Source organism: Streptococcus infantis SPAR10 (genome assembly GCF_000279535.1).
Lineage (GTDB): Bacteria > Bacillota > Bacilli > Lactobacillales > Streptococcaceae > Streptococcus > Streptococcus infantis_I.
The window spans coordinates 149,839-168,897 of the sequence record NZ_ALCH01000004.1; the positions used below are offsets into that span (position 1 = coordinate 149,839).

The following is a 19,059-nucleotide window of genomic DNA, read 5'->3' on the forward strand; positions in this document are numbered from 1 at the left end:
GTGAAATTAGTTGACAGGAACGATGTTTCCTTCTTCGTCTTTGGTTACCAATACGTACTTACCATCGACTTCGATGTAGAAGTTTTTATTAGCGGTTTGTTTAGAGTTGGTAGTTTGTTCAGGACTAGTAGATTCCTGTGCAGAACTTGTTGCTTCTTGAGTTGTAGATTCTTGTGCAGGAGTTGTCATTTCTGGATTAGTAGATTCTACTGAGTTAGCGGTTTGTTCAGGGCTAACAGTCTCTACTGGGCTAGCAACTTGCTCAGGACTTGCAGTTTGTACCGGAGTAAATGCTTGGTTTGGATCAGCGGGTTGTACTGGGGGAACAGTTTGATTTGGGTTAACAGGTTGAGCTTGTTGGGTGAGTTGGCCACCGAGAGTTTGACCGAGATTCATACCCATAAACATGTTCATACCATTGCCATTACCTTCGTTATTAGCTGCAGCAATAAGAGCTTCGTTACGAGCACGACGTTCTTCAATTTCGATGGTATTGTATTTCATAGCAACGAGTTCGCTATCAAGTTTACGAACAAGTTCCAAGCTTTCTTGGTCGTAGCTCAAATCCTCAAGAAGGATATTGGTTGCTTCAATACCGTAAAGACCAGTCCATACCTTGTTGACTTCTTGTTTAGCGATTTCATTGAAGGTATCTTGATTAGCATTTAGGCTATAGATATCAACTCGGTACTCATTAGTAAATTTGGCAATTGCGATCGCAATTTTAGGAGAAATATTTTGTCGAAGAGTTCCTTGAGCAATATCTTGGAGTGTAAATGGTTTATGTTCGTCAATTTGTTGACTGATCGAGCTAACGTAGAAAAGTACTGGGTCAGAAATCTTGATATCAAACAAACCATAGAAACGGATATTGAGCAATTGTTGGTAACGTTCACTGAAGTATTCTACAGCGTTTTGTGTACCAAATTTATTACCCGCAATCGGTTGGACACGGACAAAGATGATTTCTTGTTGAGTAACGACTTGACCAGCGAATGAAAAGCGGTGCTTGAAGTTTTCCCAAGTTCCTCTTATTCCACCTTTTTCTAGAAGCCAAGCGTTGTCGCCAGAGCGCCATTCATGGCTACCAGCTTCTAAGACATCACCAAGGAAAGTACCATTATTTACAAGGATAGCAACATAACCTTGTGGCACAATTACGACAGAACCATCTGTTAAAAGTCCTGTATGTTGATTACCTTGTCTAGAAACTCCGTCAGGGTCTTTTGTAAGAAGAATTCCTTTAACAGCTAATGCTTCTGATGATACGTGTTCGGGAAGTACAACGGCTTCCTTAAATTTACTGTCATTAAAACTATTAATACCAGCAGTTTTGGCAACATCAACAACTCCCTTAATTTGCTCTTTGGCCATACGAATAAATCCCATAATTTCCTCCTAATTATATAGTTCGTCTTCATCCACAACGTCATAGGTGTCAAGAACCCATTGGTTAGGACTACGGGTGATATCAGATCCGCAATAGTCACATTTGCTGATAGCTGATATTTTCAGTGGAGCACCACAGTTTGGACAGCGGTCGCTAACGGCTTCATCTTGGACAGAGCTTTCAGTTTGACTGCCATGTTTACGGATGAAGTTCATTTGATAAACTGTAAATAGATCTTTTTGAGGGTCTCCCTCAATAACCTTACGAGTCTTGTCGTCGATGACATAGTCTCTCAAGGTAGATGATAAGATGACGACTAAAGTATCATTTCCATCTGGATTACTATTGAAATCTTTGATTCGGACATTTTCAACGTAAACGCGTTCCAAAACATTCGTTGTTTGAGATTGGATATAGTCTTCCAGTTGAGCACTGTGTTGAGTATAGAGACTAACACTTTCAAGAGAACGCACCAAGTTCCAATCCTTTTTAGTCCAAGCAGCCTGCAACTGGATATAAACTTCTTTAGCCCATGAAGTGAAAGCAGAGGCATCAAAGTTTGGATCATAGTATCTAAGTCGATCAATGGCTTGTATATTATTTTCAACTCGACGATGGATAGTTGGTTGTGGTTGGTAGCTAGTAGAACTTCCATAAGATTTACCAGATGATGAATTCTGGTCATTCAGATATTTGATAAGCATGAAGAGTATGAAACCTCCGACACCAAACATAATCAGAATGTTCATGCCAGTGCTTAAAGAATCTCCCAAATTCGAGTAACTACCACCAGAACGATAGCTGCTTCTAGAAGAAGAACTACCACTTGAACGGCTTCGGCTAGAGCTACTACTTCGAGAACTGCTACTGCTTCGTGAGCTACTGCGACTAGAGCTACCACTTCGAGAATGTCCAACACCTGCATCGATGGATTGTAGGGGTGTCACAAATAGAAGAAGCAAGCAAGTAGTGATAAGAGTATATAACTTTTTCATATGTCTCCTAACTATGTGAGTACAAAAATAGTTTTTGCTAAATTTATGTCTATAAAGAGTTTTGGAGTTTTATAGTTTTATTTTCAATAAACCACCCTATAATCCAACCAAATACGAGTATATAATTCTCGATAGCACCAATCGCATTAACAGGAGAATGAAATTCAATAAAATTTAACAAATGATTTGTTCCTATTCCTATACCACCAATAATGAGGGCAAGAAGGGCAATTCTCAGGTAAAACCAATCGTACTTAATATTAACGGCAAGAATAATAATTAAGACAGCTAGATTCCAAATTCCAATTTCTCTTTGCCATCCTGCAGAAACACCGTAACCAGAATGCTCTCCCATATATGATGGGAGAAAGATTTGTAGAATAGAAGCACCCAACATGGCGACGATAACTAAAATAAATAGTACTCGTAAAAATTTGTTCATTTATTCTCCTTTCTATTTTTTAGTAGAAAAGTCTATTAGCGAAAGTATATTTACTCGTTCTCTTTCAACTTAGCCAATTCTTGGGCAAGTAGTTTGAGGGCTACTTGTGGGTTGGCTTGTCCTTTAGTCGCTTTCATGAGGAATCCTGTGAAGGCCTTGTCGGCGTTACGTTTTCCTGACTTGAAGTCAGCAACAGCTGCTTCGTTATCGGCAAAGACTTGGTGGATAATTGGAATCAAGATATCTGGATCTGAGATTTGAACCAAACCAGCTTTTTCCACGTATTCACGAGCGCCTCCACCATTTTTAGCTAGGTGAACAAAGACTTTTTTTGCAATCTTAGATGAGATAGTGCCGTCTTCGATGATGGCAATCATTTCAACCAAGTTTTCTGGTGTCAATTCGATTTGTTCCAGTGTCTTGCCTTCAGCGTTCAAGAATTGAGCGACTTCACCTTGGAGCCAGTTAGAGACTTGCTTAGCATCACCACCAAGTGAAACTGCTTTCTCAAAGAAGTCAGAAGTGACTTTGTTGGCAGTCAACTGGCTAGCATCGTAGTCTGATAATCCGAGTTGAGAGACATAGCGTGCACGGCGCTCTTTTGGAAACTCTGGCAACTCAGTGCGCATTTCATCAATCCACTCTTCTGAGATTTCAAAGAGTGGTAGATCTGGCTCTGGGAAGTAGCGGTAGTCTGCAGCCCCTTCCTTAACACGCATGAGGATAGTTGCCTTGTTGGCTTCATCATAACGGCGTGTTTCTTGGCGGATTTGACCACCTGAGCGAAGGATTTCAGCTTGACGTTGGACTTCATATTCAAGACCCTTGCGAACGTTTGAGAAGGAATTGAGGTTTTTTAACTCAGTCTTGGTACCGAATTTCTCTTGACCATAAGGACGAAGCGAGATGTTGGCATCCACACGCATAGAACCTTCTTCCATTTTAACGTCAGAAATGCCAGCGTATTGGATAACCTCTTTGAGGGCTGTTAGATAAGCATAAGCTTCTTCTGGTGAACGCATGTCTGCTTCAGATACAATCTCAATCAAAGGCACCCCTTGACGGTTGAGGTCAACATAAGAGTAACCATCTGTACCATGCGTGTTTTTACCGGCGTCTTCTTCCAAGTGAGCACGTTCAATACCGATTTTCTTAGTTGTACCGTCTTCTAGCTCCACTTCAATCCATCCATTGTAACCGATTGGTTCATCAAACTGAGAAATTTGGTAGGCTTTAGGATTATCTGGATAGAAGTAGTTCTTACGGTCAAAGTGCATCTTCTTGTGGATGTCCATGTTGAGGGCAAGAGCTGCCTTGATACCAGCATCGACAACACCTTTATTGAGAACTGGTAGTACGCCTGGGAAAGACCAGTCAATCACGTTAGTGTTGGCATTTTGGTCATTCCCAAAGTGGGCAGAAGTAGGTGAGAAGATTTTTGAATTGGTGTTGAGCTCTACGTGGACTTCAAGTCCAATGACTGTTTCAAAGTTCATTAGTTATCACCTCCAAAAATCACGGGTTGTTGTTTGTGGTAGTCTGTTGTTGCTTCAAAAGCAGCAGCAGCTTGGTAGATAGTCTCTTCTGAGTATTTAGGACCAATCAATTGTAGACCGACAGGTAGACCTTGAGCAAATCCTGCAGGAATTGAAATTCCTGGGAGACCTGCCAAGTTGACTGGGATGGTCAAGAGATCCGCCAAGTACATAGCAACTGGATCGTGGTTGAGCGAATCCAAGTCAAAGGCCACGCTTGGAGCTGTTGGGCCAAGGATGAGGTCGTAATCCGCAAAGACTTTTTCAAAATCTTGGATGATGAGGGTACGAACTTGACCAGCCTTCTTATAATAAGCATCGTAGTAACCTGATGAAAGACTGAAAGTACCAAGCATGATCCGACGTTTGACTTCGTCACCGAATCCTTGGCTACGAGTGTTAACGTAAATCTCGTCCAAGTTCTTAGCGTCTTCAGCACGGAAACCATAGCGGATACCGTCAAAACGTTGCAAGTTTGATGAAGCTTCAGATGAAGCGATGATGTAGTAGACTGCCACACCGTATTTAGAGTGAGGAAGGCTAACTTCTTCAACGATAGCACCAAGTTTTTCAAAGTGTTTAGCAGCATTCAGAATGGTTTCCTTAACCTCTGGGTCAATCCCTTCACCAAGGTATTCCTTAGGCAAAGCAATTTTCATTCCCTTGATGTCTTGACCGATTTTTGAAGTAAAGTCGGCAATGCGGACAGGAGCAGAAGTAGAGTCTTTTGCATCTTCGCTAGCAATAGCATTGAGCAAGAGCGCATTTTCCTTAACAGTTGGTGCAAAAGGACCAATTTGGTCTAATGAGCTACCAAAGGCAATGAGACCGAAACGTGAAACTGTTCCGTAAGTTGGTTTGAGACCAACAATCCCGTTAAAGGCAGCAGGTTGGCGGATAGAACCACCAGTATCAGAACCAAGTGATAAACGGACTTGTCCAGAAGCTACAGCTGCAGCTGAACCACTTGATGATCCACCAGGAACCTTGCTGTGGTCCCAAGCATTTTTAGTAGCACCGTAGTAAGAAGTCTCACCTGATCCACCCATGGCAAACTCGTCCATGTTAGTTTTTCCAACAACGATCATGCCCTTAGATTTTGCATTGGCAACAGCTGTCGCATCAAAGATTGGTTCGTAGTTATAAAGCATTTTTGAGGCTGCAGTTGTTAGGATACCGTCTGTAGAGATATTATCCTTAACAGCTAGCGGAATTCCTGAAAGGACATTGTCAGCGTCAATTCCAGTTTCGTCAATAGCTTTAGCTTGAGCAAGAGCTTGATCTTCAGCGATAGTGACAAAGGCATTGATAGCCTCTTCACGCGCCTTGATATCTTCAATCGTTGCTTGCGTTAGTTCGGTTGCAGAAATTTCCTTAGATACAAGGAGGTTGTGCAACTCTTCAATCGTTTTATTGTTAAAAGTCATTAGGCATCTCCTCCATCATCCAGGATAGCTGGTACCTTGATATAGTAGTTATCTTTTTCAGGTACATTTTTAAATAAGCGATCACGGTCAGTTCCTTCTTCGGCTACGTCTGGTCGAAGAACGGTCTTGCGATCTGCCATGGTAGTCGTTGGTTCAACACCAGTAGTGTCGACTTCGCCGAGCAATTCGACCATATCAACAATCTTAGACAAGGTTGTCGCAAACTCAGCAGTTTCTTCTTCTGAGAATTTTAATTTTGAAAGATTGGCAACGTGAGTTACCTCTTCTTGCGTAATTTTCATCTGGTATCCTTTCGTGAAATGATGATTATTTATCTGTTCTATTTTACCATATTTTCCTATAAATAAGGTGAGCTAAGTTGAAAAGAAGTAGAAATTGAAAAAAGGTTTTTAATTCGATATAATGGTTGAAAATAGAAGCAAGAACAGCATTGGTTTTTAGTCGGTAAACAAGATGGTGACATTGACCGATTCGAACAAGTTAAGGAGGACATATGAAAATTTGGGATTTACTTTTTACCAGTAAAAAAACAGTCCCTCCTCATTTGGGGATGTGGTACTTCTTATTACCCACTTCTTTGGTAATCATAGCTGTTTTATCGATTCGTTTCGCATCATCTAAAGGTTACAGAAAATTTTGGTATTGGGGTCAATTGATTCAGTTGCTCATTATCAACGCTTGGTATATTTCGGCACGCCTGCCCTTGTCAGAGGCTCTCCCTTTTTACCATAGTCGCATGGCTATGTGGATGATTCTTTTTGCTCCTAACAAGACCTTTTTCAAACAATATTTTGCCCTGGTTGGAGTATTTGGTTCTATTATGGCTTTAGTTTATCCAGTCTTCTATCCTTTTCCTTTTCCTCATGTTTCCTCGGTTAACAATGTTTTCGGCCACTGGGCCCTCTTAGCAAATTGCTTGATTTATCTTGTTAGATATTATAAAGTTGAAAAAGGGGATACTTGGAAAATATGCCAGATTACCTTTGGTGTCAATGCTATTATCTTTCTAGCTAATCTTGCAACAGGAGGGAATTATGGCTTTATGAGCAAGCCCCCTGTGATTGGGGATCATGGTAGTTTGCTTAACTATTTGATAGTAACCAGTTTGATGACAGGTATTCTCGTCCTTATCAATCAACTCGTCAAATATAAACATAAGAATAGTTAGCGAACAAATGAATTAATTATTCTAAGGAGATTTTATGCATCATTTTATTACAAGAACCCAAACCACACCACCGCCTATTCCGATTTTTTGGTACGGTGTCATGATAGGCCTTCTTGCCTTGTCTATTTATGCTTCTCTTACTTACTACAAAAATCCCAAATTTGTTCGATTATTTAAGTGGATTCAAATAGCGCAACTGCTAGCGCTCTATACTTGGTATATTGGATTTGGGATTCCGTTTTCGAACAGCCTGCCTCTTTACCATTGCCGTTTGGCCATGTTTGCAGTAGTTTTCTTGCCAGATAAATGGAAAACCAAGCAGTATTTTGCCCTTATGGGGGCTAGTGGGGCAGTATTTGCTTTGGGCTATCCGGTTTTTGATCCCTATGACTTTCCGCATATTACCAGTTTTTCATTCCTGATTGGGCATTATGCTCTCTTGGTCAATTCCTTGGTCTATCTTATGAACCACTACGATAAGACCTTGCTGAAAAAGTATCGCATTATCGCCTACACTTTTGTTCTCAAACTTTTCCTAGTTGGAGTTAATCAAGTAACAGGTGGGAATTACGGGCTTTTGAATACCACGCCTTTTATCCCAGATGCTCCTATATGGATAAAGTATCTTCTGGTTTCAATCATTCTATCTGCAGCTCTAGTACTCTTTGATATCTTATTTAAGAAACGTTGGCAAAAGAAAATTGCTCTAGAAACGATTCATCTGTGAAGCGATATTAAGAGTGATAGATATAAATAATCAACAAAAGAATCTGAAGAGCAGGTCTACTATCTTGACCTGCTTTTTCTTGTGTAAGCAATTGAAAAACTCTCTAAAATCCGATATAATGGAGTGTTGAAAGGAATTTTAGAGTCCGATGTAACAAAGAATGCTTATAAATTGAAATTATTAAAAAAGTAGAAAGAAAGAGAACTTATGAACATTCAAGAAGAAATTAAAAAACGCCGTACCTTTGCCATCATCTCTCACCCGGACGCGGGGAAAACAACCATCACTGAGCAATTGCTCTATTTTGGGGGAGAGATTCGTGAGGCAGGTACTGTAAAAGGGAAGAAAACAGGAAACTTTGCCAAGTCTGACTGGATGGATATCGAGAAACAACGTGGGATTTCGGTAACGTCATCTGTGATGCAATTTGACTACGATGGTAAGCGTGTCAATATCCTCGACACTCCAGGGCACGAGGATTTCTCAGAAGATACCTATCGTACATTGATGGCGGTGGATGCGGCTGTCATGGTTGTGGACTCTGCCAAGGGTATCGAGGCCCAAACCAAAAAGTTATTTGAGGTTGTTAAACACCGTGGCATTCCAGTCTTTACCTTCATGAACAAGCTAGACCGTGACGGTCGTGAACCACTAGATCTCTTGCAAGAATTGGAAGAAGTCTTGGGTATTGCAAGTTATCCAATGAACTGGCCAATCGGAATGGGGAAAGCCTTTGAGGGGCTCTATGACCTCTATAACCAACGTTTGGAACTCTACAAAGGGGATGAACGTTTTGCTAGTCTGGAAGATGGGGACAAGCTATTTGCTAGCAACCCATTCTACGAGCAAGTCAAGGATGACATCGAGCTCTTGCAAGAAGCTGGAAATGAATTCTCAGAAGAAGCCATCCTTGCGGGTGAATTGACTCCGGTATTCTTTGGATCAGCCTTGACTAATTTTGGTGTGCAGACTTTCTTAGAAACCTTCCTCAAGTTTGCTCCAGAACCACACGGTCACAAGAAGACAGACGGAGAAATTGTCGATCCTTACGACAAGGATTTCTCAGGCTTTGTCTTTAAAATCCAAGCCAACATGGACCCTCGTCACCGTGACCGTATCGCCTTTGTTCGAATCGTATCGGGTGAATTTGAGCGTGGTATGAGTGTTAATCTCCCTCGTACTGGTAAGGGAGCTAAGCTGTCAAATGTTACTCAGTTTATGGCAGAAAGTCGTGAGAATGTCACTAATGCCGTAGCTGGAGATATCATCGGGGTTTACGATACAGGTACTTATCAGGTTGGGGATACATTAACTGTTGGAAAAAATAAGTTTGAGTTTGAACCACTGCCAACCTTTACACCTGAGATTTTCATGAAAGTTTCTGCTAAGAACGTCATGAAACAAAAATCTTTCCACAAGGGAATTGAGCAATTGGTGCAAGAAGGAGCTATTCAGCTTTATACCAACTACCAAACAGGTGAATATATGTTGGGTGCCGTTGGTCAATTGCAGTTTGAAGTCTTCAAACATCGTATGGAAAATGAGTACAATGCAGAAGTGGTTATGAGCCCAATGGGTAAAAAGACCGTTCGCTGGATCAAACCTGAAGATCTGGATGAGCGTATGTCTTCAAGCCGAAACATCCTTGCCAAAGACCGCTTTGACCAGCCTGTTTTCCTCTTTGAAAACGACTTTGCCCTCCGTTGGTTTGCAGATAAGTATCCGGATGTGGAGTTGGAAGAAAAAATGTAACTCAGTACCAACAATTGGAACTAAAGTTCCTAATTGTTGGACGCTAGTCGCTATTCGGCGAACTAGCTAACTGCCTTACTAACTACGTTTGGCAAATATAATCGATTTGCCAAACTCTGTGTCGTAATCTAATAAACGGTAACAGTTAAAAAGTGGATTAGCTACCTGCCTCATTAACTTAGTTTGGAATCACTCAAAGAATAAACAAAAAGACTAGAAATTAGATATATTTCTAGTCTTTTTATTTTAAATTATATTAGTAGTGGAACTTCTATTTATTGAAAAGCATCTATACCAACAACTTTGATAAGGAATGTAAGGAGGATAAGCAATAGAATGCTGACTCCATTATTCACTAGGTGCAGTAAGATAGACATCTCTAGACGTTTGGTGCGATAAGCAGTCCAAGTTAAGACTGCAGACATCCAGCCATAGATCAAGAAAGAAGGAAGATTATTTGGGATATGGGCTATAGTGAAGAGAAACCAACCTAAAATATATCCAATTTTCTCGTATCCTTCGAAGAGTTTAGTAGGGATGATACCTCGACAGATAACTTCCTCACAAATAGGTGCCACTAGGGCAACCACGAAAATGCTGGAAATTAGAGAGCTTTCTGACATGATGCTATTGATAGCCTCTTGATTCGAAGTAGTTGTTTGCTTCAGAAGTTGTAACCAAATCGCACCAATCAGATTTCCTGTGACAATGGCTACATAACTAAGAGCAATTCGAGGGGCGTCATTAATAGTAAAGAGTTTTGATTTTAGATTTAATAACTTACTTTTGTGAGCACCATATAAAAAGAGTGTAACAACAGCAGTAGAGACAAGTCCCACTATTAGAGATGACCAGATAGATCCAAGTTGCGTTTTTTGAAGTAACATTAAAGTCACGATAGGAACTTGCGATAGGCACATAGCGACAAGAAAGATTCCTAGCCAAATCAATCGTTTACGATAATCTTTAAAAAAATTCATTCATATATCTCCTAAAAAATTTATTTCATTATAGCATACTTCTGACAGGAATTCTATTAACTACCAGAACATAAGCGTAGATAAAACAAGTAAGATGTTTCGAATTAAATGACTATAGAAGGATAAATCTTGTCTTAAGGTTTTAGGAAATAAAAAGTTTAGAAAGCTGACTCCCAAAAGGATATAAAAACTGACAGAAAATATGGTTAAAGGATTGTGCAGAAAAAATAAACTAAGAAAGATAAGGGTTGTTAGCCTGCCTGTCTTTTTATGAGTTGGTAATTTTCTCCATTTGTTTAACGGCAGAAAGGTAGCAATATCAAGTCCGAAAAGGAAAAAGAAAGAGATGAGTAACAAGTCAACGATTTCTTTTTGTAGTAGAGTGTCAGTGCTTATGCTTTCAAACAAAATAAAACATACTCCAGCAAGGTTAATGATAACCATGCTGCTATACAATAAAAAGAAGGATCGACTACGATTGTGTAGCTGACTATTCACATAATCATGTCCTGAAAGATAGTGGATAAATGTACAGATACCTGCTAAAAACAGTAAGAGAAGTAAAAAGTAAAAGCAGGATTGTTTGAGTGTTAAAGCAATACCAGGCCAAACTAAGCAACTACAGCAGCCTAAATATACCAAGGAAATCAATAAAAGAAGTTGGATTGATTTGTTCATTTTTTCCATATAAAACCCCTACGTTTTTTTAAAATTATAACTAAAATGATTCATGAAAAATCATCATTTTCTCAAGTGTTATTTTTTGACTCTCAACTGTCTTTTAAAAATCTTATCAACAGAAAAAAACATCCCTCATTTTTTGAGGGATGTGCTTTTTGATAATAACATTGCTAACGCTTAGACCAGGTTCGCTTCATAAAGAGTAATATGATTGGATAAATTTCAAGACGTCCTGCAATCATTGCAAAGGATAGGAGGAGTTTTGAAAATGGACTAAAAATTGAGAAACTTGCAGTTGTTCCGAGAATTGGGCCGATGTTGTTAAAGCAACTGAAAACGGCACTCGTAACAATCATTAAATTGTCAGCATCTAAACTGATAATGAATATTAAGCTGAGTAGAATCATGACGTAAACTACAAAGTACTTGAGAATCTTGTGCTGGGTATCCTTATCAATGACCGTTTGGTTAACATGGAGAGTTAAAACACGGTGAGGGGATATAGTAGACAAAAATTGATTTTTAGCAATTTTAGCTAGAATAACTCCACGCATCACTTTGAGACCACCAGCAGTAGATCCAGCAGAACCACCAATCGCCATCAACATCAGTAGGATATACTGAGAAAACAAAGGCCAATTGGTTATGTTTCCGTAACCGAAACCAGTTGTAGTGATGATATTAGAAACTTGGAAGAAGGCCATCTCAAAACTTTGTGAAACGCCACTATAAAGGTGGAGTGTATTGAGAGTAATTAAGCCGGTAGAAACGACGACAATCAAGAGATAAGCACGAAGCTCCTCATCGAAAAAGAATTCCTTGACTCGACGAAGCATGAGATAGTAGTAGAGGTTGAAGTTGACACCAAACATCAAGACCCCAACACTCGTCAGATAGGTAATGAGAGAACTATTATAGTGGGCGATTCCATCATTGTAAACAGTGAAACCACCAGTCCCAGCAGTTCCCATAGCGATGACAAAACTATCGTAGAGTGGCATCCCAGCAAGGTAATAAATAATTACAAAGAGGGCAAACATAGCCAGGTAGAGGATATAAAGAATTTGAGCTGTATTTTTTAGCTTAGATACAACCTTACCAAATACTGGTCCAGGAACCTCTGCCTTCATAACCTCTAAGTGACTGTTTTTTGCATTGTCCATGATAGCTAGGGCAAAAACCAGCACCCCCATCCCTCCGATAAGGTGAGTAAAACTCCTCCAAAATAGAAGGGAACGGCTTAAGACAGAAACATCATTTAAAATGGTTGCTCCCGTTGTTGTGAAGCCAGAACTAATCTCAAAGAAGGCGTCTATCATATTGGGAATTTGTCCTGAAAAGACAAATGGAAGGGCACCAAAGAATGACCAGAGAATCCAACAGAGAGCTACAATTAAGACCCCTTCTTTTGCATAGATTCGCTGTTTTTTAGGCTTACTGATAATTCCCAGAAGACCTAGAACAACAAGGATTCCGATGGTAGAGAAAAGAGCTGTAAAAACTTGACTCGATTCTCGATAATAAAGAGCAATGCTAACTGGAACTAAGAGTAGACCAGCCTCGATCAAGAGTAGCTTTGCAAGAAGAAATCGTACCATACTTCTATTCATAGCTTACCTCTCTAACAGATCATAGATCTTGGTGATATTTGATAATAGTGTGATGACAACTAACTTATCACCGACTTGAAGGCTATCTTCACCTGTGGGGAAGATTGTTTTTCCATTGCGAATAATAGCAGCAATTAAAATATCTTTTTTGAGTTTCAATTGAGACAAAGGTTTACCAGTCATCTTGTTAGCTTCCTTGATAAGGAATTGAAGAGTCTCAACCTGTCCATTTGCTAGGTGGTGCATCGCTTGAAGATCTGAATATTGGGCATTGGCACGACCATGGATAAAGTGCATAATCGTATCAACAGCGATGGTTTTTGGTGTGATGATACTAGAAAACTCAGGCGCATGGATAATCTCTAAGAGACTAGTTCGATTGACCTTAGTGATGTTTTTCTGAACACCCACACTATCCAAGAACATAGATGTAATAATGTTTTCTTCGTCAACTCCAGTAAGGGTTGCGACCGCATCGTAGTGTTGGGCACTTTCTTCTAGGAGAATATCTTTTGCAGTTCCGTCCCCTTGTACAATATAGAGTTTTGGATATTTTTGACTGAAAAAGGCAGCTCTTTCAGGATTGACCTCAATAACCTTGGTATCGATACGACTGTCTTTTAACATACCTAAGAGATAGTAAGCAATTTTCCCAGCTCCTATGATGAGTAAACTCTTAACAACTCTGGACTTAATATAGTTGTGGAAGAGCATCATATCGACACGATGTCCTGTCACAAAGATACGGTCTTTATCTTCTAAAATCATATCTCCACTAGGAATCATGAGTTTGTGGTCGCGTTCGATAGCACAGACAATAACATTGCCAAACTTTTTACGGAAATCAGCAATAGACATCTGACAAATATTACTGAAATTTCGTACCTTGAATTCCATTAAGCTGACTAATCCACCTGCAAAACGCTCAACAGAAAGAGCATTGGGGAAGTCTATAATATTAGCGATAGCACGAGCTGCTAGGAGTTCAGGGTTTACAATGAGTGAAAATCCAAGAATATTTTTTTCTTTAAAGTAAGGGTTGGAATATTCAGGATTTCGTACACGAACAATGGTTTCCTTTGCTCCCATTTTTTTGGCTAAAACAGCCGAAACCATATTGACTTCGTCGTATTGAGTCATGGCAATGAAAATATCACAATCTTGAACATTGGCTGCTTCTAACATAGCAAAGTCAGCTCCGTTACCTGCGATTCCCATAATATCAAAACGGCTGGTCAAGTATTTTAGAACAGTTTCGTTCTGTTCAATTAAGACAACATCATGGTTGTCAGCAACCAGTGAACGACAGAGGGCAGAACCTACTTTTCCCCCTCCGACAAGAATAATCTTCATAGTTAGTTAACCTACTTTTTCAATATGTCTCTATCATACCTTTTTTTAGAAAAAAATGCACTCAACAACCGACTGTTTCCTTCTTTAATAAAGGGATTAGGGGAATTCGAATAAATATTTTGCTTTAAACATCATATGCTTATGAAAAAAACTTGTTCAGAAAATTCTTAATCTATGTAAATTCTATGATATTGCTTGCTGAAAGTTGAAATTTTAACTTTTGTAAATATGCTTGTAAAAAAAATGAAAAAATCAAGTCATTTCTATTGACAATCAGGCTGAAAGTGTTATACTAAAAAAGTAGTTTCGCTGATTTACTTCAAACCTGTTGTGAGGTAAGTTAACGATGCCTTAACCACGCTGTTTGCTGAGCTTGACTCCGGGCAGTGTGGCTATTTTTTTGCACTAGTGAGAGGAAGCAAGGCATGGCCAATCATATTGTATTGTTTGAACCACAAATTCCACAAAATACGGGAAATATTGCACGAACCTGTGCGGCGACGAATGCGCCCCTTCATATTATCAAACCGATGGGCTTTCCGATTGATGATCGTAAAATGAAGCGAGCCGGGCTAGACTATTGGGACAAACTTGAGATCTATTTTTATGATAGTTTAGATGAATTTATGAAAAAAATGGATGGTCAAGTCTACTTGATTTCCAAGTTTGCAGAAAAGGTCTATTCAGATGCTGACTTCACGATAAAAGGAAACCATTATTTTCTTTTTGGACGTGAAGATAAAGGTTTGCCTGAGGAATTTATGCGGGAACATCCTGAAAAAGCTCTCAGAATTCCTATGAATGATGAACATGTTCGTAGCCTCAATGTATCCAATACAGTATGTATGATTGTCTATGAGGCCCTTCGTCAACAAAATTTTGCGGGTCTCGAACTGGTTCATACTTACGAAACGGATAAGTTGAAATAAACACTGATAAGAGATAAAATGCTTGCGCTTGCAAGCTTTTTTTGTTATCATTAGAAGGTCTTCAGGGCAGGGTGTGATTCCCGACCGGCGGTAAATTTGACTAGCTATTTTAGCATTCTCTTCGTTGTCTTGTCTCGATATACTTTAAGTATTATCTTCGACTGCGACGTCTAGATAAATCTAAAATATCTTAGCCAAATAAGTCCGCGAGCGCAAGCTGATGTGGTGAGATTCCACAACCGACAGTATAGTCTGGATGGGAGAAGACGAAAGGATAGCTTTGTCTATTCTGCTTCATTATAATAGAAATAAAACCAGTTTCTTTGTAAGCTTAGGTTGTTTTTTGAGATAGTTAAGAGAGTAGATAGAGAGAAACTTTCCAACTTCTTCTGATTTTATAGAAAATTGGAGGAACCTGTTATGACAAACACACGTCGACTTTCGACCATTGCAATTTTATCAGCACTTTCATTTGTGTTGATGTACTTTGACTTTCCGCTTCTACCGGCGGCACCCTTCTTAAGGATTGAGTTCAGTATCTTACCAGTTCTTGTAGGTTTGGTAGTCTTGGATTTACCAGCGGCTTTAGGAGTACTATTCCTTCGGTCTTTGTTGAAAATCCTTTTGAACAATCAAGGAGTTAGTACCTACATTGGTTTGCCGATGAATATCGTAGCCTTAGGAGTCTTTGTTCTTGCTTTTGGTCTGATTTGGAAAAAAGAGCGTACAACCATGCGTTTTGTCCTAGCTTCATTAGCAGGGACGATTGGTCTTACTTTAGCCATGTTAGTTCTAAACTACGTTTATGCTGTACCTTTGTACGCAAAATTTGCTAACTTCGATATAGAGAATAATCTAGGACTTAGTAATTACTTGTTGGCAATGGTCTTACCATTTAATTTGATTGAAGGAGTCATCTTTGCCATCTCATTCTGGTTATTATTTGTCCTCTTGAAACCAACTTTGAAATACTATGAAAGATAAACAAACATATTTAACAAAGGGCTCTTTTGCCCTTTTACTATTTGTAATTCTGGGTTATGTCGTTAAGTTTTATCCAGAACAATTGATACCATTTGATTCGTCTATCCAGACAGCAATCCGTGGAGATTTACCAGCTATATTAACAACTATCTTTCGGGGAATTACTCGTCTGATTGACTTACCAATCGTTATTTCTTGGACAATTCTATTGACTGTTATTTTTTATCTGAAAAAGTGGAAGTCAGAAAGCCTTTTAGTAGCTGGCAATCTTAGTTTGGCTGGAATTTTAATTGTGTCCTTAAAACACCTCTATCAGCGTCCCCGACCTGAAATTTTACACTTGGTTGAAGAAAAAGGATTTTCTTTCCCTAGTGGTCACTCGCTAGCAGTAACCCTCTTAATCGGTTCTCTAATTATCATTGTGGGACAGAGAGTGAAAGATAGGACTGTAAAGCTCATTCTCCAGATTTTACTGGGAATCTATCTAGTAAGTGTAATCATTTCCAGAGTCTATCTGGGAGTTCATTACCCATCAGATGTTCTTGCCAGTCTCTGTCTGGGTCTTGGAATTCTATTCATTGAATTTCCATTTTATGACAAACTTCGCTTTCAATGGCGCTTTACAGGCAAACAAAAGTAGTTATTAACTCTTCTTGAGGAGAAAAATGGAAGTCAAGATAAAAAATCTTCATCCAACTCAACTATACTTATCAGAAAAGAAGTTGCAAGATATCCAGATGCTTTATCAGTCGGCTGAAATCATCAATATGGATCCAATCAGTGTTCTTGCATTTGGAGATCGCTTGCTAATTACAGATGGGCATCACAGAGCTTACCAAGCTTTGTTAGCAGGTAAAAATACGATTTCTGCTGAGTGGGATAAAGATGGTGGTGATGAAATCTATCATCTCTATGCGCAAGCTTGCGAGGAAAGAAAGATATACTCTATTCTGGATTTAAAAAATCGTATCTTAGCCCAAGATGAGTATGAAGCAAAATGGTACAACTGGTGTGATGGTTTTAATCAGGCAGCGGAGCTAGTATTAGGAGTAGAAAATGATGACAAAAATCATTCAGATAGATGATTCCCTACGTCTAGTTCCTTATTTTTAGCAGATCATCAGGATGCAGCTTTGGCCTGGTATCAAGATGTGGATTTGGTTGAATTTGTAGATGGAGTCAGAAGCCCCTATAATGTAGAAAAATTGAATGCTATGTATTCCTATTTAGAAAAACACGGGGATTTGTTTTGGATTGAGTTTAGAGAAAAGGGAGAGTGGTTTCCAATTGGGGATGTAACCTTATCTCAGGAGAATCTTCCTATTGTGATTGGCAATCCGACTTATCAACATCAAGGAATTGGACGCAAGGTATTGAAGACTTTGATTGATCTAGCTCGGAAAAAGGGTTGGAAACAATTGAAAGTTCAAGAAATCTATGATTTCAATTATGCCTCCAGACGATGTTTTGAGTCCCTTGGATTTGTGGAAAGTGGAAGTACTGAAAAAGGGAAAAGCCTGCTCTTAAAACTGGATTCCTACTAAACTTTATTATTTCTTATAATCGCTCAAAACAGAGCGGTTTTTTGTTTGTAGTTCAGAACTCTTTCACGAAAGAAATAATAGCCAAATTCAGTAATAAAATTTCTCTAAAAATAGAATTTTTCTCTTGCATTTGAGATAGATTAGTGTATAATAGTAGGGTATGTGTAAAACATACTTGTGGGAGGTAAAAATCTCTAAATTACCGCCAAAACCACAAAGGAGGATTTAAAAATGGCTAAAAAAGTCGAAAAACTTGTAAAATTGCAAATCCCTGCTGGTAAAGCTACACCAGCTCCACCGGTTGGACCTGCTCTTGGTCAAGCTGGTATCAACATCATGGGATTCACAAAAGAGTTCAACGCTCGTACAGCTGATCAAGCTGGTATGATCATTCCAGTTGTTATCTCAGTATACGAAGATAAATCATTTACTTTCGTTACTAAAACACCACCAGCTGCTGTTCTTTTGAAAAAAGCTGCAGGTGTTGAAAAAGGATCAGGTACACCTAACAAAACTAAAGTTGCTACAGTTACTCGTGCACAAGTACAAGAAATTGCAGAAACTAAGATGCCAGATTTGAACGCTGCAAACATTGAGTCTGCAATGCGTATGATCGAAGGTACTGCTCGTTCTATGGGATTCACTGTTGTTGACTAATCAATAACTTCCCTATATAACCCGCAAGACTTCATCATTTCGAGAAGTGACGTGGGAGATGAAAATCGATTGAACCACTTACAAGGAGAATAGAAAATGGCTAAAAAAAGCAAACAACTTCGTGCTGCTCTTGAGAAAATCGACAGCACAAAAGCATACAGCGTAGAAGAAGCTGTAGCTCTTGCAAAAGAAACTAACTTTGCAAAATTTGACGCAACTGTAGAAGTTGCATACAACCTGAACATCGACGTGAAAAAAGCTGACCAACAAATCCGTGGAGCAATGGTATTGCCAAACGGTACTGGTAAAACAGCTCGCGTTCTTGTATTTGCACGTGGTGCAAAAGCTGAAGAAGCTAAAGCTGCTGGTGCAGACTTCGTTGGTGAAGACGACCTTGTTGCTAAAATCAACGACGGTTGGTTGGACTTCGACGTAGTTATCGCTACACCTGACATGATGGCTCTTGTTGGACGTCTTGGACGTGTCCTTGGACCACGTAACTTGATGCCAAACCCTAAAACTGGTACTGTAACAATGGATGTTGCTAAAGCAGTTGAAGAGTCTAAAGGTGGTAAAATTACTTACCGTGCTGACCGTGCAGGTATCGTACAAGCTATCATCGGTAAAGTTTCATTTGAAGCTGACAAGTTAGTAGAAAACTTCAAAGCATTCAACGAAACAATCCAAAAAGCTAAACCAGCTACTGCTAAAGGAACTTACGTAACAAGCTTGACAATCACAACTACTCAAGGTGTTGGTATCAAGGTTGACGTTAACTCACTTTAATTAGTAAATAATCAAAAGGTTGGGACAATTTGTCTCAACCTTTTTTCTATTAAAAGGTAAAAATACATATAAACTTTC

19 protein-coding genes, 1 pseudogene and 1 riboswitch are annotated in these 19,059 nt (G+C 39.3%); of the genes and pseudogenes, 10 read left to right on the forward strand and 10 right to left on the reverse strand.

All coding sequences use genetic code 11. The features are described 5' to 3' along the window. Positions 1-6: 6 nt before the first annotated feature. Genes SPAR10_RS06050 through gatC form a run of 6 tightly spaced genes read right to left on the reverse strand, consistent with a single transcriptional unit; the run spans position 7 to position 6,091 of the window. Positions 7-1,389, reverse strand: coding sequence for an SPFH domain-containing protein (locus tag SPAR10_RS06050; RefSeq protein WP_004251915.1), 1,383 nt, complete (start codon positions 1,387-1,389; stop codon positions 7-9). Positions 1,390-1,398: 9 nt separating this feature from the next. Continuing rightward, entirely contained in the window at positions 1,399-2,385 is a 987-nt protein-coding gene (locus tag SPAR10_RS0101955; protein WP_025170545.1) for a zinc-ribbon domain-containing transport protein, read from the reverse strand. A 49-nt stretch (positions 2,386-2,434) separates the two neighbouring features. Beyond that, positions 2,435-2,827, reverse strand: a complete 393-nt coding sequence (locus SPAR10_RS06055) for a hypothetical protein (protein ID WP_004251919.1) — start codon at positions 2,825-2,827, stop codon at positions 2,435-2,437. 50 nt (positions 2,828-2,877) lie between these two features. Next, a complete protein-coding gene (gene gatB, locus SPAR10_RS06060) occupies positions 2,878-4,323 on the reverse strand; it encodes an Asp-tRNA(Asn)/Glu-tRNA(Gln) amidotransferase subunit GatB (protein WP_004251921.1) in 1,446 nt (481 codons plus the stop codon). Then, entirely contained in the window at positions 4,323-5,789 is a 1,467-nt protein-coding gene (gatA, locus tag SPAR10_RS06065; protein WP_004251924.1) for an Asp-tRNA(Asn)/Glu-tRNA(Gln) amidotransferase subunit GatA, read from the reverse strand. Before gatA ends, gatB begins: the two co-directional genes overlap by 1 nt. Beyond that, positions 5,789-6,091: an Asp-tRNA(Asn)/Glu-tRNA(Gln) amidotransferase subunit GatC gene (gene gatC, locus SPAR10_RS06070; protein ID WP_004251926.1), complete on the reverse strand. Its 303-nt coding sequence runs from the start codon at positions 6,089-6,091 to the stop codon at positions 5,789-5,791. The genes gatA and gatC overlap by 1 nt, the downstream gene beginning before the upstream one ends. A 212-nt stretch (positions 6,092-6,303) precedes the next feature. On the opposite strand from gatC, the gene SPAR10_RS06075 reads away from it, so the two are divergent. From SPAR10_RS06075 to SPAR10_RS06085, 3 genes are all read left to right on the forward strand, one after another. Next, the gene (locus tag SPAR10_RS06075; RefSeq protein ID WP_004251928.1) at positions 6,304-6,978 is read left to right on the forward strand and encodes a YwaF family protein; all 675 of its coding nucleotides are present in this window, start codon (positions 6,304-6,306) and stop codon (positions 6,976-6,978) included. Positions 6,979-7,012: 34 nt separating this feature from the next. Continuing rightward, positions 7,013-7,705: a YwaF family protein gene (locus tag SPAR10_RS06080; RefSeq protein WP_004251929.1), complete on the forward strand. Its 693-nt coding sequence runs from the start codon at positions 7,013-7,015 to the stop codon at positions 7,703-7,705. 207 nt (positions 7,706-7,912) lie between these two features. Continuing rightward, entirely contained in the window at positions 7,913-9,457 is a 1,545-nt protein-coding gene (locus SPAR10_RS06085) for a peptide chain release factor 3 (protein WP_001025409.1), read from the forward strand. A 275-nt stretch (positions 9,458-9,732) separates the two neighbouring features. Here SPAR10_RS06085 and SPAR10_RS06090 read toward each other — a convergent pair whose 3' ends face one another. The 4 genes from SPAR10_RS06090 to trkA form a co-directional block, all read right to left on the reverse strand. After that, positions 9,733-10,437 carry a CPBP family intramembrane glutamic endopeptidase gene (locus tag SPAR10_RS06090; protein WP_004251933.1) on the reverse strand — a complete coding sequence of 235 codons (705 nt, stop codon included), beginning with the start codon at positions 10,435-10,437 and terminating at the stop codon, positions 9,733-9,735. A 60-nt stretch (positions 10,438-10,497) separates the two neighbouring features. Then, positions 10,498-11,124 carry a hypothetical protein gene (locus SPAR10_RS10810; protein ID WP_004251934.1) on the reverse strand — a complete coding sequence of 209 codons (627 nt, stop codon included), beginning with the start codon at positions 11,122-11,124 and terminating at the stop codon, positions 10,498-10,500. A 164-nt stretch (positions 11,125-11,288) separates the two neighbouring features. Then, positions 11,289-12,728: a TrkH family potassium uptake protein gene (locus tag SPAR10_RS06095; protein ID WP_004251936.1), complete on the reverse strand. Its 1,440-nt coding sequence runs from the start codon at positions 12,726-12,728 to the stop codon at positions 11,289-11,291. 3 nt (positions 12,729-12,731) lie between these two features. After that, complete coding sequence (gene trkA, locus SPAR10_RS06100; RefSeq protein WP_004251938.1) at positions 12,732-14,081, reverse strand: Trk system potassium transporter TrkA; 1,350 nt, start codon at positions 14,079-14,081, stop codon at positions 12,732-12,734. A gap of 425 nt (positions 14,082-14,506) precedes the next feature. Here trkA and SPAR10_RS06105 point away from each other — a divergent pair, with 425 nt between their 5' ends. From SPAR10_RS06105 to rplA, 7 genes and pseudogenes are all read left to right on the forward strand, one after another. Next, a complete protein-coding gene (locus tag SPAR10_RS06105) occupies positions 14,507-15,010 on the forward strand; it encodes a tRNA (cytidine(34)-2'-O)-methyltransferase (protein WP_004251940.1) in 504 nt (167 codons plus the stop codon). Between the two features lie 53 nt (positions 15,011-15,063). Then, positions 15,064-15,282: riboswitch (FMN riboswitch) on the forward strand. 148 nt (positions 15,283-15,430) lie between these two features. Next, a complete protein-coding gene (locus tag SPAR10_RS06110) occupies positions 15,431-15,994 on the forward strand; it encodes an ECF transporter S component (RefSeq protein WP_004251943.1) in 564 nt (187 codons plus the stop codon). Continuing rightward, positions 15,984-16,634 (forward strand): phosphatase PAP2 family protein, encoded by a 651-nt coding sequence (locus SPAR10_RS06115; RefSeq protein ID WP_004251945.1) that lies wholly within the window; start codon positions 15,984-15,986, stop codon positions 16,632-16,634. Before SPAR10_RS06110 ends, SPAR10_RS06115 begins: the two co-directional genes overlap by 11 nt. A 25-nt stretch (positions 16,635-16,659) precedes the next feature. Further along, positions 16,660-17,079: a ParB N-terminal domain-containing protein gene (locus SPAR10_RS06120; RefSeq protein WP_004251946.1), complete on the forward strand. Its 420-nt coding sequence runs from the start codon at positions 16,660-16,662 to the stop codon at positions 17,077-17,079. Beyond that, positions 17,054-17,538 (forward strand): annotated as a pseudogene (locus tag SPAR10_RS06125) (GNAT family N-acetyltransferase). Before SPAR10_RS06120 ends, SPAR10_RS06125 begins: the two are co-directional and overlap by 26 nt. A 231-nt stretch (positions 17,539-17,769) precedes the next feature. Next, a complete protein-coding gene (gene rplK, locus SPAR10_RS06130; protein WP_001085808.1) occupies positions 17,770-18,195 on the forward strand; it encodes a 50S ribosomal protein L11 in 426 nt (141 codons plus the stop codon). A 96-nt stretch (positions 18,196-18,291) separates the two neighbouring features. After that, the gene (gene rplA / locus SPAR10_RS06135; protein ID WP_001085672.1) at positions 18,292-18,981 is read left to right on the forward strand and encodes a 50S ribosomal protein L1; all 690 of its coding nucleotides are present in this window, start codon (positions 18,292-18,294) and stop codon (positions 18,979-18,981) included. Positions 18,982-19,059: the final 78 nt, after the last annotated feature.